The organism is Variovorax sp. ISS6 (assembly GCF_056523145.1).
Map to the genome: position 1 here is coordinate 1,615,724 of NZ_JAWRZC010000002.1, position 13,657 is coordinate 1,629,380.

The 13,657-nt window shown below is 69.6% G+C and carries 10 protein-coding genes; 3 read left to right on the forward strand and 7 right to left on the reverse strand.

Going from position 1 to position 13,657, the window contains the following annotated elements:
• Window position 1: 1 nt before the first annotated feature.
• Both AC1HIL_RS39195 and AC1HIL_RS39200 read right to left on the reverse strand, forming a co-directional pair.
• Window positions 2–355, reverse strand: coding sequence for a DUF1161 domain-containing protein (locus tag AC1HIL_RS39195; RefSeq protein ID WP_479669492.1), 354 nt, complete (start codon window positions 353–355; stop codon window positions 2–4).
• A gap of 26 nt (window positions 356–381) precedes the next feature.
• Complete coding sequence (locus AC1HIL_RS39200) at window positions 382–2,619, reverse strand: NADP-dependent isocitrate dehydrogenase (RefSeq protein WP_057593503.1); 2,238 nt, start codon at window positions 2,617–2,619, stop codon at window positions 382–384.
• Window positions 2,620–2,854: 235 nt separating this feature from the next.
• Here AC1HIL_RS39200 and AC1HIL_RS39205 point away from each other — a divergent pair, with 235 nt between their 5' ends.
• Window positions 2,855–3,604 (forward strand): response regulator transcription factor, encoded by a 750-nt coding sequence (locus AC1HIL_RS39205; protein WP_057593504.1) that lies wholly within the window; start codon window positions 2,855–2,857, stop codon window positions 3,602–3,604.
• A gap of 58 nt (window positions 3,605–3,662) precedes the next feature.
• Here AC1HIL_RS39205 and oxlT read toward each other — a convergent pair whose 3' ends face one another.
• Window positions 3,663–4,994, reverse strand: coding sequence for an oxalate/formate MFS antiporter (gene oxlT / locus AC1HIL_RS39210; RefSeq protein WP_261206040.1), 1,332 nt, complete (start codon window positions 4,992–4,994; stop codon window positions 3,663–3,665).
• A 283-nt stretch (window positions 4,995–5,277) separates the two neighbouring features.
• Here oxlT and AC1HIL_RS39215 point away from each other — a divergent pair, with 283 nt between their 5' ends.
• A complete protein-coding gene (locus tag AC1HIL_RS39215; protein WP_057593506.1) occupies window positions 5,278–7,107 on the forward strand; it encodes a histidine kinase in 1,830 nt (609 codons plus the stop codon).
• Here AC1HIL_RS39215 and AC1HIL_RS39220 read toward each other — a convergent pair.
• From AC1HIL_RS39220 to AC1HIL_RS39235, 4 genes are read right to left on the reverse strand one after another with little or no spacing between them, the layout of a single operon-like run.
• Entirely contained in the window at window positions 7,089–8,789 is a 1,701-nt protein-coding gene (locus AC1HIL_RS39220; RefSeq protein WP_057593507.1) for an FAD-dependent oxidoreductase, read from the reverse strand. The genes AC1HIL_RS39215 and AC1HIL_RS39220 overlap by 19 nt on opposite strands.
• Before the next feature lie 35 nt (window positions 8,790–8,824).
• On the reverse strand, window positions 8,825–9,814 hold the full coding sequence (locus AC1HIL_RS39225) for an NADPH:quinone reductase (RefSeq protein WP_479669491.1): 990 nt from the start codon (window positions 9,812–9,814) through the stop codon (window positions 8,825–8,827).
• Window positions 9,811–11,031 (reverse strand): CaiB/BaiF CoA transferase family protein, encoded by a 1,221-nt coding sequence (locus AC1HIL_RS39230; RefSeq protein WP_479669490.1) that lies wholly within the window; start codon window positions 11,029–11,031, stop codon window positions 9,811–9,813. The genes AC1HIL_RS39225 and AC1HIL_RS39230 overlap by 4 nt, the downstream gene beginning before the upstream one ends.
• Window positions 11,028–12,245 carry a cytochrome P450 gene (locus AC1HIL_RS39235; protein WP_479669489.1) on the reverse strand — a complete coding sequence of 406 codons (1,218 nt, stop codon included), beginning with the start codon at window positions 12,243–12,245 and terminating at the stop codon, window positions 11,028–11,030. The genes AC1HIL_RS39230 and AC1HIL_RS39235 overlap by 4 nt, the downstream gene beginning before the upstream one ends.
• Before the next feature lie 193 nt (window positions 12,246–12,438).
• Between AC1HIL_RS39235 and AC1HIL_RS39240 the strand changes: the two genes are divergently transcribed.
• A complete protein-coding gene (locus AC1HIL_RS39240; RefSeq protein WP_057593510.1) occupies window positions 12,439–13,647 on the forward strand; it encodes an ABC transporter substrate-binding protein in 1,209 nt (402 codons plus the stop codon).
• Window positions 13,648–13,657: the final 10 nt, after the last annotated feature.

The window sequence follows — 13,657 nt, forward strand, 5'->3', positions numbered from 1 at the left end:
GCTACTTGCAATCCCCACCCATCGACACAGTCCCATCCCTGCACTCGGTCAGCATCGGCTCCCCCACGGAAGCCGAGCCCGGGCCCGCCGCCACCGGCGCAGAACCCGCGCCAGTACCGACGTCCCTCTCATAGACGATCTTCCTGCTGCCCAGCTCGCAGCTGCCCACCACCTGCCCGCTCGTCGACGCGTTGGCATCGACGACGGCCACGGTGAAGCGCGCCACGCCGGCGGCGGCGATCTTCGACTCGATGCGGGTGCGCAGGGCCTCGCAGTCCTCGGCCGCGTGCGCGCTGCCCGCCGCGCCGGCCAGGGCCAGCACGACGGGGAGCATCGCGAGCCAGGAGGGCTTCATGGCTGCCGCCACCCGCGCGATGCCGATCAGCCCTGGGCCGAGGCCAGCGCCGCGTTGAGCGTGGCGCTCGGGCGCATCACGGCCTCGAACTTCACCTTGTCGGCGAGGTAGTAGCCGCCGATGTCCACGGCCTTGCCCTGCACGGCGGCGAGTTCCTCGACGATCTTCTGCTCGTTGGCGGCGAGGGTGTCGGCCAGCTTGACGAAGGCGGCCTGCAGCTCCTTGTCGTCGGTCTGCGCGGCCAGTTCCTGCGCCCAGTACATCGCCAGATAGAACTGGCTGCCGCGGTTGTCGAGCTGGCCGGTCTTGGGCGAGGGGTTCTTGTTGTTGTCGAGCAGCTTGCCGGTGGCGGTGTCCAGGGTCTTGGCGAGGATCTTGGCCTTCTGGTTGCCGGTCTTGATCCCCAGGTCCTCCAGGCTCACGGCCAGCGCGAGGAACTCGCCGAGCGAATCCCAGCGCAGGTGGTTCTCTTCCACCAGCTGCTGCACGTGCTTGGGGGCCGAGCCGCCCGCGCCGGTCTCGTAGAGGCCGCCGCCGGCCATCAGCGGCACGATCGACAGCATCTTGGCCGAGGTGCCCAGTTCCATGATCGGGAACAGGTCGGTCAGGTAGTCGCGCAGGATGTTGCCGGTGGCGCTGATGGTGTCGAGGCCGCGGACCACGCGTTCCAGGGTGTAGCGCATGGCGCGCACCTGGCTCATGATCTGGATGTCCAGGCCCGAGGTGTTGTGCTCGTGCAGGTACATCTTGACCTTGGTGATCAGCTGGGCCTCGTGCGGACGGTAGGCGTCGAGCCAGAACACGACCGGCATGCCGGAGTTGCGCGCGCGCGTGACGGCCAGCTTGACCCAGTCGCGGATCGCGGCGTCCTTGACCTGGCACATGCGCCAGATGTCGCCCTGCTCCACGTCCTCGCTCATCAGCACTTCGCCGGTGTCCAGGTCGGTGATGTTGGCGACGCCGTCCTCGGGAATCTCGAAGGTTTTGTCGTGCGAGCCGTATTCCTCGGCCTTCTGCGCCATCAGGCCGACGTTGGGCACGGTGCCCATGGTCTTGGGGTCGAAGGCGCCGTGCCACTTGCAGAAGTTGATCATCTCCTGGTAGATGCGGGCGAAGGTCGATTCGGGCATCACGGCCTTCACGTCCTTCAGGCGGCCGTCGGCACCCCACATCTTGCCGCCGTTGCGGATCATCGCGGGCATGGAGGCATCCACGATCACGTCGTTGGGCGAATGGAAGTTGGTGATGCCCTTGGCCGAGTCGACCATGGCGAGTTCGGGGCGATGCTCGTGGCAGGCGTGCAGGTCGCGCTTGATCTCGTCCTGGGTGCTCTGGGGCAGGGTGGCGATCTTGTTGTAGAGGTCGACCATGCCGTTGTTGACGTTGATGCCCAGCTCGTCGAACAGCTTGCCGTGCTTCTCGAAGGCTTCCTTGTAGAAGATCTTCACGCAGTGGCCGAACACGATGGGGTGCGAGACCTTCATCATGGTGGCCTTGACGTGCAGCGAGAACATCACGCCGGTCTTGTGCGCGTCCTCGATCTCCTTCTCGTAGAACTCGAGCAGCGCCTTCTTGCTCATGAACATGGAGTCGATGACCTCGCGGTCCAGCAGCGCGACCTTGGGCTTGAGCACGATGGTCTTGCCGCTCTTGGTGATGAGCTCCATCTTGACGTTGCGCGCGCGGTCCAGGGTCATGGACTTCTCGCCGTGGTAGAAGTCGCCGCCGTGCATGTGCGAGACGTGCGAGCGCGAGGCCTGGCTCCAGTCGGCCATGCTGTGCGGGTTCTTGCGGGCGTATTCCTTGACGGCCTTGGGCGCGCGGCGGTCGGAGTTGCCTTCGCGCAGCACGGGGTTCACGGCGCTGCCGGTGCACTTGTTGTAGCGCGCGCGGATGTCCTTTTCCTCGTCCGTGGTCGGGTTTTCGGGGTAGTCGGGGATCTTGTAGCCCTTGCCCTGCAGTTCCTTGATGGCCGACTTGAGCTGGGCCACCGAGGCGCTGATGTTGGGCAGCTTGATGATGTTGGCTTCGGGCTTGAGGGTCAGCTTGCCCAGCTCGGCGAGGTTGTCCGGCACTTTCTGGTCGTCGCTCAGCAGTTCGGGGAACTCGCCCAGGATGCGGGCCGCCACGGAGATGTCGCTGGTTTCGACGTTGATCCCGGCCGGATTCGCGAAGGCGCGGATGATGGGCAGGAATGCGTAGGTCGCCAGCAGGGGCGCCTCGTCGGTCAGGGTGTAGACGATGGTGGGTTGCTTCGTGCTCATGCGCTTCTTCCGTAGATGCAGGTTGTCAAGTGCTGGAATTTCCGGCCGTCAGGGGGTGGCCCTTTTTTGGCCGTAACCCCGGATTGTCGCGCGACCGGGGCCGGGGCTGGCCAATGGGCCCCCGAAACCCTGGTGCGGGGGGGTGTCTCAGGCGCCCGGAACCCGAAAATATCCCCGGACCTCAGGGCCATCCCTGCCCGCCGCGGGCCGCCTTGCATCGCACAATGAGGCCCCCATGAGCGCCACCACCGTTTCGGCCGTTCCCCCCCTTGCGCCCACCGACCCGCAGATCCGCGTCCTCGTCGCCGACGACCAGCCCCTGATCCGCCGCGGCATGGCCATGCTGCTGGACGCCGCATCCGACATCCAGGTGGTCGGCCAGGCCGCCGACGGCATGGAGGTGGTGGAACTGGCGCGGCGCCTGCTGCCCGACGTGGTGCTGATGGACCTGCGCATGCCGCGCCAGAGCGGCGTGCTGGCCACCCGCGAGATCACGGCCGCGCTGCCGCGCACCCGCGTGATGGTGCTGACCACCTTCGACCGCGACGACCTGGTGTTCGACGCGGTGCGCGCCGGCGCGCAGGCCTACCTGCTCAAGGACGCCTCGGAGGACGAGGTGCTGGACACGGTGCGCGCGGTGCATCGCGGCGAGTCGCGCATGACGCCGCAGATCGCGCGCAAGGTGATGGACCAGTTCCGGCTGCTGGCCAACCACGTGGCGCAGGACGTGGCGGCGGAAGACCCGCCGGCCTCCGCCGAGCCCGAGTCGGCCGAAGCGCAGGAGGCGCCCGACCCGCTGACCGAGCGCGAGGCCGTGGTGCTCGACCTGATCGCCAAGGGCCAGAGCAACCGCCAGATCGCGGCGGCGCTGAACCTGGCCGAAGGCACGGTGAAGAACCACGCGAGCCGCATCATGCAGAAGCTTCACGCGAACACGCGCACCGAACTGGCGGTGCTCGTGCTCGCGCGAAGAAAACAGCCCTGAGAAAAAAAGACGCCGGGTCGTGCCCGGCGTCGTTCATCCGCTCATTCGCTGAAGCGGGTCATTCGCTCAATCCGAAGCGTCCATGCTTGCCCGCGGGATTCGCGGACGAGGCCTCGACGTGCGCCTTGAGCATCGGCCGCAGCGCCACGATGGCCAGGAAGGCTGCGAACAGGTCCAGTCCCGCCACGGTGTAGAGCACGGTCGACCAGGTGCCGGTGGCTTCCATCATCAGGTTGCCGATGGGCACGAACAGCGCGCCGATGCCCTTGGCGCAGTACAGCACGCCGTAGATCTTGCCGATGTGCTTGGTGCCGAAGGCGTCGCCGGCCAGTGCGGAGAACAGCGAATAGACCTCGCCCCAGGCCAGGAACACCACGCCCGACAGGATCAGGAAGGCCCACGGGTTGTGGCCGAAGTAGCCCAGCGCGATGATGCCGATGCCCTCGAGCGTGAAGGCGATCACCATGGTCTTCTCGCGGCCGATGTGGTCGGAGATCCAGCCGAACAGGGGGCGCGAGATGCCGTTCATCACGCGGTCGAGCATCAGCGCCAGCGGCAGCGCGGCCATGACGAAGAAGTAGAGGTCGACCTTGAACTCCTTCACGCCCAGATCCTGCGCGATCACGCCCAGTTGCGCCACGGCCATCATGCCGCCGGTGACCACGCACGAGAACATGAGCAGCATCAGCCAGAACAGGCGGGTGTTGAGCGCCTCCTTCAGCGTGTAGTCGCGGCGGCTCTGGGTGAGCTTGGCCGAGGCGCGGATCTCGTGCGCCTTCGGGGCCCGCAGGAACCACGCGGCCAGGAAGGCCAGCGAACCCTGCATCACGCCGAAGAAGAAGAAGGCTTCCTGGAATCCCGACGACTCGATCATCGCGGCGATCGGCAGGATGGTCGCGGCCGAGCCGGCGCCGTAGCCGCCGGCGGTCAGGCCCACGGCCAGGCCGCGGCGGTCGGGGAACCACTTGAGCGCGTTGTTGATGCAGGTGGCGTAGATCGATCCCACGCCGATGCCGCCGACGGCCGCGCCGATGTAGAAGCCCAGCAGCGTGGTCGCCTGCGAGTTGATGACCCAGGCCGCGCCGATGAAGACCGCGCCGAAGGCCACGATCAGCCGAGGCCCGAACTTGTCGATGAAGTAGCCCTCGATCGGCGCCAGCCAGGTCTGGACCAGCACGAAGATGGTGAAGGCGATCTGGATCGAGGCGCGTTCCCAGCCGAAGGACTTCTGGATCTCGGGCACGAACAGCGTCCACGCGTACTGGATGTTCGCGGTTGCGATCATGCAGACGATGCCGACGACCAGCTGCGTCCAGCGGCTGGCGTACCAGCGTACCGGGACGCCGGCGGAGGCGCCGACGGCCGGCGAGAGGGATGTGGGGGTGCTCATTGTCGAATGTCTCCTTGGCAGGTCACGCCGATCGCGTCGCGGCGCTGTCGAACTGGGTGGATGTGGCGCATCTCTCGACACGCTGCGCGATGGACGCAACTGTCGTCTCGAAAATAACTGCTCGCGCCTGCCGGAAGTCACGCCGCGACCCGAGGAAAACCCCGAGATGTCAGGGTAAGTGCCCATACCGAAAGTCATGGGCTGACGCGCCGCGGGTCCTTTGCGACAATGCGCCGCCCATGACCGCGCGCCCCCCTTCCGCCTCGCCGGCCTCGACCGCTCGATGAGCCTGCTGCAGCGCATCGACCCCCGGCGCAGCCTCGCCGCCGCGATCGGCTGGCTGATGATCGCGCTGGCCATCTGCCTGGCGCTGGCGGCCAATCTCTGGCTGCGCAGCTTCGTGCGCTCGACCCTGCTCGAGGTGCACTCGCAGCGGCTGGAGACGGCCGGCGAGCACGTCAGCGCCGAGCTCGATACCGCGATGCTGTTGCGCCTGCAGTCGGTGAGCGTGGTGGCCTCGATCCTGTCGCAGGACGTGCAGGGCGACGATGCCGCGTGGCGGCAGCGCTCGCTCGAAGCGGTGCACCGTGGCGTGCCGGACCTGATCTGGCTGGCGCTGACCGACGCGGACGGCTTCATCGTCGCCGCCACCGACAGCCAGGTGGTGGGCCAGAACGTCAACCAGCATGCGTGGATCTCGCAGGGGCTGGCCGACGCGTGGATCGAGGAGGGCCGCTCGCCGGGCGAGCATTTCCTCAAGCTCAGCGCGCCGGTGAGCAATGCCGATGGCGCCATCGTCGGCGTGGTCGCGGCGCAGCTCAGTTGGCAGTGGGTGGACCACACGGTGTCCGGCATCAAGGCCTCGCCGGGCGAGTGGCTGCTGATCGACCGCGACGGCATGGTGCGCCACGGCCCGGCGGCCCTGCTCGGCACGCGCTGGCGCGAGACCGGCGACCTGGCCGCGCCCTTCGACCCGACGGTCGCGGGCCTGGGCACCGATGGCGCCGACCTGCCGGCGCGCATCCGGGTGCGGCGGCTGGTCGACAACAAGCCCTTCCTGGTGGCGGCGCCGCGCACCGAGCGCGACGGCACCTTGCGGCGCCTGGGCTGGCGCGTGGTGGTGGTGGAACCGGTGGCGTCGCTGGCTTCGTTCGCGACCGCCATCGAATGGCGCATCACGCTGGTGCTCAGCATGCTGGGCCTGTGCGCCGCGGTGGTCGGCGTGGCGATGACGCACCGCCTGACCCATCGCGTGAGCGCGATCGCGAGCTCGGCCGATGCGGTGCTCGCCGGCAGCGCCTCGCGCATCGAGGTGCCCGAGGGCGCCGACGAGGCGGCGCGCCTGGGCACCGCGCTCGACCGGCTGCTCGACACCCTGCAGCGCGAGCGCGACGAACTGCGCCTGCTCAACGCGGAACTCGACGAGCGCGTGCGCCAGCGCACCATGGAGATCAGCCGGCTGGCGCAGGAGTCGCGCGAGTCCGCCGTGATGCGCGAGCGCCTGCGCATGGCGCGCGACCTGCACGACACGCTGGCGCATTCGATGATGGCCATGCTCACCGAGATCCGCGTGCTCAAGCACATCGCGACCGCGCAGCCGCAGCAGCTGCCCGACGAGCTGATGCGTGCCGAACAGGCCGCGCGCGAGGGCCTGGACGAGGCGCGCCGCGCCATCGACCAACTGCGCAGCAACCCGGTGCGCGACATCGGGCTGGGCGCGGCGCTGACCGAGCTGGCCAGGGGCACCAGCGAGCGCACGGGCATCGCCGTGGACTGCGAGCTCGCGCCCGAGCTGCCGGCGCTGGCCGCCGAGCCCGCGGAAACGGTCTACCGCATGTGCGAGGAGCTGCTGCGCAATGTCGAGCGGCACGCGGGCGCGCGGCATCTGGGCCTGCGCCTGCGGCGTGCCGACCCCGGCGTTCTGCACCTGGAGATCGCGGACGATGGCGTGGGCTTCGACAGCCGGGCCATCGCGCCCGGGCACTACGGGCTGGTCGGCTTGCGCGAGCAGGCCGAGGCGATGGGTGTGCGGCTGGACATCGACAGCCGGCCCGGGCAGGGCACGCGCGTGAGCCTGCGCTGGGCCGCGCCCGGCTACGCGCCGATCGTCTGAGCGTCGGCCCGCGGCATCGACGATCGCGCCTGCGCCATCTGCCGCGCCGCGATGTAGCCGAAGGTCATCGCCGGCCCGATGCTGCTGCCACCGCCCGGATAGCGTCCGCGCATGATGGAGTTCATGTCGAGCCCGGCCGCGTAGAGCCCCTCGATCGGTACGCCCCGTGGCGTCAGCACCCGGGCCTCGGCATCGGTCTCGAGGCCGCCCACCGTGCTGAGATCGCCCGGATGCAGCGCGAGCGCGTAGTAGGGCCCGTCGCCGATCGGCGCCACGCCCGGATTGGGCGCATGCGTCTGGTCGCCGCGAAAGCGCGAGTGCGCGTCGGCGCCCTTGCCGAACTCCGGGTCCTCGCCGCGCGCCGCGCCTTCGTTGAAGCGCCGCACCGTGGCCTCGAGTTCGCCCGGATCGATCTGGAGCCGCCCGGCCAGCTGCGCCAGCGTCGGCGCCTCGACCAGGTAGCCCGCCTCGATCAGCGAGCGCGCGCTGAAGGGCGCGGGCCGCGCGAGGCCCAGCCCGTAGCGGCGAAGGAAGTCGCGATTGGCGATCAGGTGCGCCGTGGTGATGCCCCGCCGGTGCATCGTGCCCACGAAGGTCTGGTACGACCCGCCTTCGTTGACGAAGCGCCGCCCATCGGGCCCCACGGCGATGCAGCCGGGCATGGCGCGGTCGATGAAGATGTGCGGATACCTGACGATGCCGCCGTCGGGCTTGCGCAGCACCGACACCGGCGTCCAGATGCAGTCGCCCGCATGGGCTGGGTCGTGCAGGCCGCCGGCCGCCACGCCGAGGCGCACGCCGTCGCCGACGTTGCCCTCGGGCTGCAGCGAATGGTGGTGCTCGGCGAACGGAATGTGCTTGCGGCGCATCGCCTCGCTCGCGCCATAGCCGCCGGTGGCCAGCAGCACGCCGCGCCGCGCGAGCACCTGCATGCGGCGGCCCTCGCGCTCGATCTCCACGCCGGTCACGCGGCCGTCCTCCATGGCCAGTTCGAGCGCGGGCGTGTTCTTCCACAAAGTCACGCCGGCCTGGATCGCCGAATGGAACAGCCGCGCGGCCAGCGCGTTGCCGTTGACGATGCGCGTGCCGCGCCCGTAGCGCAGCCGGTCGGCGACGAAGCGCCGCATCACGCGTGCGGTGTGGCGAAACCCGGCCCAGGTCTTGAGCGCATGGCGCATCGGGTGGATGTCTGCGCCCTCGATCTGCATGCTGCCGAACAGCATGAGCTGCGGCAGCGGCATGCGCAGGTCGGCCAGGCGGTGGCCGAGCAGCCGGCCGTCGAAGGCCTGGGTCAGCAGCGAGCGGCTGCGCGCGGCGCCCGGCAGGTCCGATTCGTAGTCGGGCAGCGGAAAGGGCTTGAAGCGCACCTCGGAGTGCCGCTCCATGAAGGCCAGCATCTCGGGCGCGTGGTCGAGGTAGCTCGCGACGAGGTCGTCGCGGTAGGCCTCGCCGAGCACGGCGCGCAGGTAGGTCTCGGCGGCCGCGCGCGAATCGTCGAGGCCGATCTGCTTCATCACGTGGTTGCACGGAATCCACGGCGCGCCGCCCGAGTAGGCGGTGGTGCCGCCGAACAGCGCGGTCTTCTCGACCACCAGCACCTCCAGGCCCAGCTGGCGCGCGGTGATGGCGGCGGTGAGCCCGGCCGCGCCGCTGCCGATGATGACGACGTCGGTTTCGATCATGGGGAACCTCCGGGAAACGATGGGAAGAAAGAAGATCAGTCGATCGCGAGCACGACGTTGCCCAGCACCTCGCCGCGCTCGACCAGCTCGTGCGCGCGCACGATCTCCTCGAGCGGCAGCAACTGGCCGATGGTGTGCAGCAGCAGGTCGTCCTCGAGCAGCGGCAGCAGTTCGCGCAGGCAGGCCTCGCGCTCGCTGGGCGCGATCTCGTAGATGGTGAAGAAGCGCAGTTCGGCGCTCCTCTGCATCAGCACCACGGCCGGCAGCACGGCGTCCATGCCGGTCGTGCCGTAGACCACGACGCGCGCGCCGGGCTTCAGCAGCTTGGGGTAATGCGCCGCGTTGTTCGCGAGGTCGACCTCGATCACGCGGTCCACGCCCGCGCCGCCCGTGAGGGCCTGCACGCTGTCGCCGAGGTCCTGCTCGCGGTAGTCCACGACATGGTCGGCACCGGCCGCGACCGCGTGCGCGGCCTTGCGCGCCGAACTCACGCTGGCGATGACCTCCGCGCCGCGCAGCTTCGCGAACTGGATCGCATAGTGGCCCACCGACCCGGCGCCGCCGGCCACCAGCACGCGCTGGCCGGGTCCGCATTCGGACAGGCGCACCGCATGCAGCGCGGTGAAGGCGGGAATGCCCAGGCAGGCGCCCTCGGCGAAGCCCAGCGCGGCCGGCAGCGGCACGGCCTGCGCGGACGGCAGCGCGACGTAGTCGGCCGCGGTGCCGAAGGCGCGCCGCCACTGGGCGTTCCAGGTCCACACGCGTTCGCCGATGCGCGCGGCGGGCACGCCATCGCCCACCGCATCGATCACGCCGGCACCGTCGCTGTGCGGAACGATCAGCGGCGCCACCAGCGCGCGACCGCCGCCGCGCCGCATCTTCCAGTCGGAGGGGTTCACGCCCGAGCTGCGAAGCCGCACCCGTACCTCGCCCGGGCCGGGCTCGGGCCGCGGCTGCTCGCCGACGCGGATCACCTCGGCCGCTTCGCCCTGCCGCGTGTAGAAGGCGGCGCGCATCGAGCTCATGCTTCGCTGCCCGCGACGACGCCGCGCCGCTTGAGCTCGGCGATCTGCGCGGGCGTGAGGCCGATCTCGGCGAGCACCGCGTCGGTGTCCTGCCCGAGGCGCGGCGCATTGCGCCGCTGCGCGCCGGGCGTGCGCGAGAGCTTGGGCACGATGCCGGGCACCTGCAGCGCATCGCCGTCGCCCATGGCGATGGTCTGCAGCATGCCGCGCGCGAGGTAGTGCGGATCGGCCGCGATGTCGGCCACCGAATAGATGCGCCCGGCCGGCACCGAGGCCGCGTCGAGCCGCGCGAGCACCTCGGCCACCTCGTGCCGCGCGGTCCAGGCGCCGATGGCGGCATCGAGTTCGGCCACGCGCGCCACGCGGCCGGCGTTGTCGGCCAGCGCCGGATCGGCCGCGAGATCGGGTCGCTCGATCGTGGCCATGAGCCGGCGGAAGATGCTGTCGCCATTGCCTGCGATCAGCGCATAGCCGCCGTCGCCGCAGAGGTAGGCATTGCTCGGCGCGATGCCGGGCAGGGCGCTGCCGGCCGCGCCGCGCACCGCGCCGAAGGCGCTGTACTCGGGCAGCAGGCTCTCCATGCAGTTGAAGACCGCCTCGTAGAGCGCCACGTCGATCACCTGGCCGCGGCCCGAGCGCTGGCGCTCCTGCAGCGCCATCAGGATGCCGATCACGCCATGCAGCGCGGCCAGCGTGTCGCCCAGCGAGATGCCCACGCGCACCGGCACCCGGCCGGGTTCGGCCGTGAGATGGCGCAGCCCGCCCATGGCCTCGGCCACCACGCCGAAGCCGGGGCGGTCGCGGTAGGGGCCGGTCTGGCCGTAGCCGCTCACGCGCAGCACGATCAGGCGCGGATTGGCCTCGAGCAGCGCCTCGGGACCGAGCCCCCAGCCCTCGAGCGCGCCGGGGCGGAAGTTCTCGATCAGCACGTCCGACTCGGCGGCGAGCCGGCGCACGATGGCCTGCGCCTCGCTGTCCCGCAGATCGAGCGCGATCGAGCGCTTGTTGCGCGACTGCACCTGCCACCAGACCGAGGTGCCGTCCTTCAGCAGCCGCCACTTGCGCAGCGGATCGCCGGCGCCGGGCGGCTCGATCTTGACGACCTCGGCGCCGAAGTCGCCGAGCGTCTTGGCGGCGAAGGGGCCCGCGATGAGCTGGCCCATCTCGAGCACCTTCAGGCCCGCGAGCGGACCGCGCGCTTCGCTGCCCGCCGTCATGCCGGCACGATGCGCATCGGCAGCCGGTCGAGCGTGCGCATCTGGTTGATCGGCCGGTAGCTGGCCGGCGCCGTGAGTTCCATGCGCGCCACGCGGCGGCTCAGCGCGCCGATCAGCGCCTCCGATTCCTGGCGCGCGAGCATCTGGCCGATGCAGGCATGGATGCCGTTGCCCAGCGCCACGTGGCTGCCCGCGAGCGCGGGGCGGTCGACGTCGAAGCGCTCGGGCTCGGGAAACTGGCGCGGGTCGCGGTTGGCCGCACCCATGAACACGCCGATCTTGGTGTCGGGGGCCAGGCGCACGCCCGAGAGCTCGGTCTCGCCGCGCGTGGTGCGGTAGGTGACCTGGAATGGCGTCTCGTGCCGGATGCCTTCCTCGAACGCGGCCTTGACCTTGGCCGGCTCGGCGCGCACGCGCTCCCACTGCGCCGGGTTCTTCGCGAGCTGGTGCAGCGTGAAGCCGATGCCGGCGATGGTCGAGTCGGTGCCGCCGCCCACGAAGCTGCGCACCACGTTCGAGGCGATGCCTTCGTCGAGCTCGCCCGCGTCCTCGGCGCGGAACAGCAGCTCGGCGATCGAGTCGGGAATCACGCCCTGGCGCGACACGCTCTCCTCGAACCATGCGAGGTAGGGCTGCGCGGCCTGCATCGCGCGCTCGTAGAGCGCGTTGCGCGGCCCGCTCTGGTTGAAGCGCATCTCGCCGATGGCCAGGGTCTCGGTGCGTGGCAGGCGCACGCCCACCGCGGCCGGAAAGGCCTCGAGCACGAAGCGCTCGGCGCAGTCTTCCACGCCGTCGAACTCGCGCTGCTCCAGCAGCCGATCGACCAGGGCCTCGGCCTTGCGATCGAAGCCTTCCTTCCAGCGCCGGATCACCAGCGGCGACAGCAGGCGCGTGACCACCGAGCGGATCTTCGTGTGATCGGGCGGGTCGGCCTCGAGCAGCCGGCTCGGGATGCGGAACTCGCCGGGCTTGCGGATGTCCTGGATGCCGATGCCGCCCGCGTTGGTGAAGCGCGCATGGTCGGCCAGCACCGTCTTCGCCTCGGCATGGCGGCCCACGGCATAGATGCCATGCGGCGCGATGAAGGCCACGGGACCGGCTTCGCGCAGCGCCTCGTGGAACGGATAGGGATCGAGCAGCACCTCGATCGCGTACGGGTCGATGTCCAGCACGGGCGCGTCGCGCAGCGCGACGGGTTCGGCGGTGGTGGTCATGCAGGGGCTCCTGGCGTGGGGGAATGCATCGAGTCTCGATGCGCTCCCGCCGCTCGTCAGTCCCCTTGACGGGGACGGCGCGGGCTCATTGCGCGCTTGCGTCCCCGGCAAGGGGACAGACGCCGCGCGCTCCGCTTGATGTACTCGCGCCGGCTCGAAGAACGACCATCCCCCGGAACCAGGAGACACACACATGCGCGCTTCCCTGCTAGCCCTCGTGGCCTGCACCGCCTTCGCGACCGCGGCGACGGCACAGGCCCAGAAGACCTATGGCCCCGGTGCCAGCGACACCGAGATCAAGCTCGGCCAGACCGTGGCCTACAGCGGCCCCGGCTCGGCCTATTCGATGGTGGGCCGCATGTCGGTGGCCTACTTCAAGATGCTCAACGAGACCAGGGGCGGGGTCAACGGGCGCAAGATCAACCTGCTGTCGGTCGACGATGCCTACAGCCCGCCCAAGACCGTGGAGGGCACGCGCAAGCTGGTCGAGTCCGACCAAGTGCTGGCGCTGGTCAACTCCATGGGCACGGCCTCGCAGACCTCGGTGCAGAAGTACCTCAACGGCAAGAAGGTGCCGCAGGTGTTCTTCTATGCCTCGAGCCCGAACCTGCATGACTCCGCCACCACGCCGTGGACCGTGCCCTTCTCCTTTGCCTACGACATCGAGGGTTCGATCTACGGCAAGTACCTCGCCGAGTCCAAGCCCAACGCGAAGATCGGCGTGCTCTACCAGAACGACGACGTGGGCAAGTCGTACATGCGCGGTTTCCGCAAGGCGCTCGGCGCGAAGCAGTCGAACATCGTGAAGGAGGTGAGCCAGGAGATGAGCGACCCGACCGTCGACTCGCAGATCCTGCAGCTGCAGGCCTCGGGCGCCGAGGTGCTGGTGGCCTTCACCTCGAACAAGGCGCAGGCGCAGGCGATCCGCAAGACGGCGGCGATCGGCTGGAAGCCGTTCTACATCGTGCCCTACGTGTCGAGTTCGATCAGCGGCGTGCTGACCCCGGCCGGCCTCGACAACTCGGTGGGGCTGGTGTCGAGCTACTGGTTCAAGACGCCGTCGGACCCGACCTGGAACAACGACAAGGCGATGCAGGAGTACCTGGCCTTCTTCAAGAAGTACCTGCCCAACGACGATCCGGGTGACACCACCTCGGTCTACACCTACATGGGCGCGCAGCTCACGGCGCTGGTGCTCGAGCGCTGCGGCGACAACCTCACGCGCGAGAACTTCCTCAAGCAGGTGCAGGGGCTCAAGGACATCGAACTGGGCATGCTGCTGCCCGGCATGAAGATCAACTTCCGCGCCGACGACTACTACCCGATCCGGCAGGCGCGGCTGGCGCAGTTCGATGGCAAGTCGTGGAAGCCGATGACGGAGCTCATCACGATCGAGCGCTGAACGCGCGCGG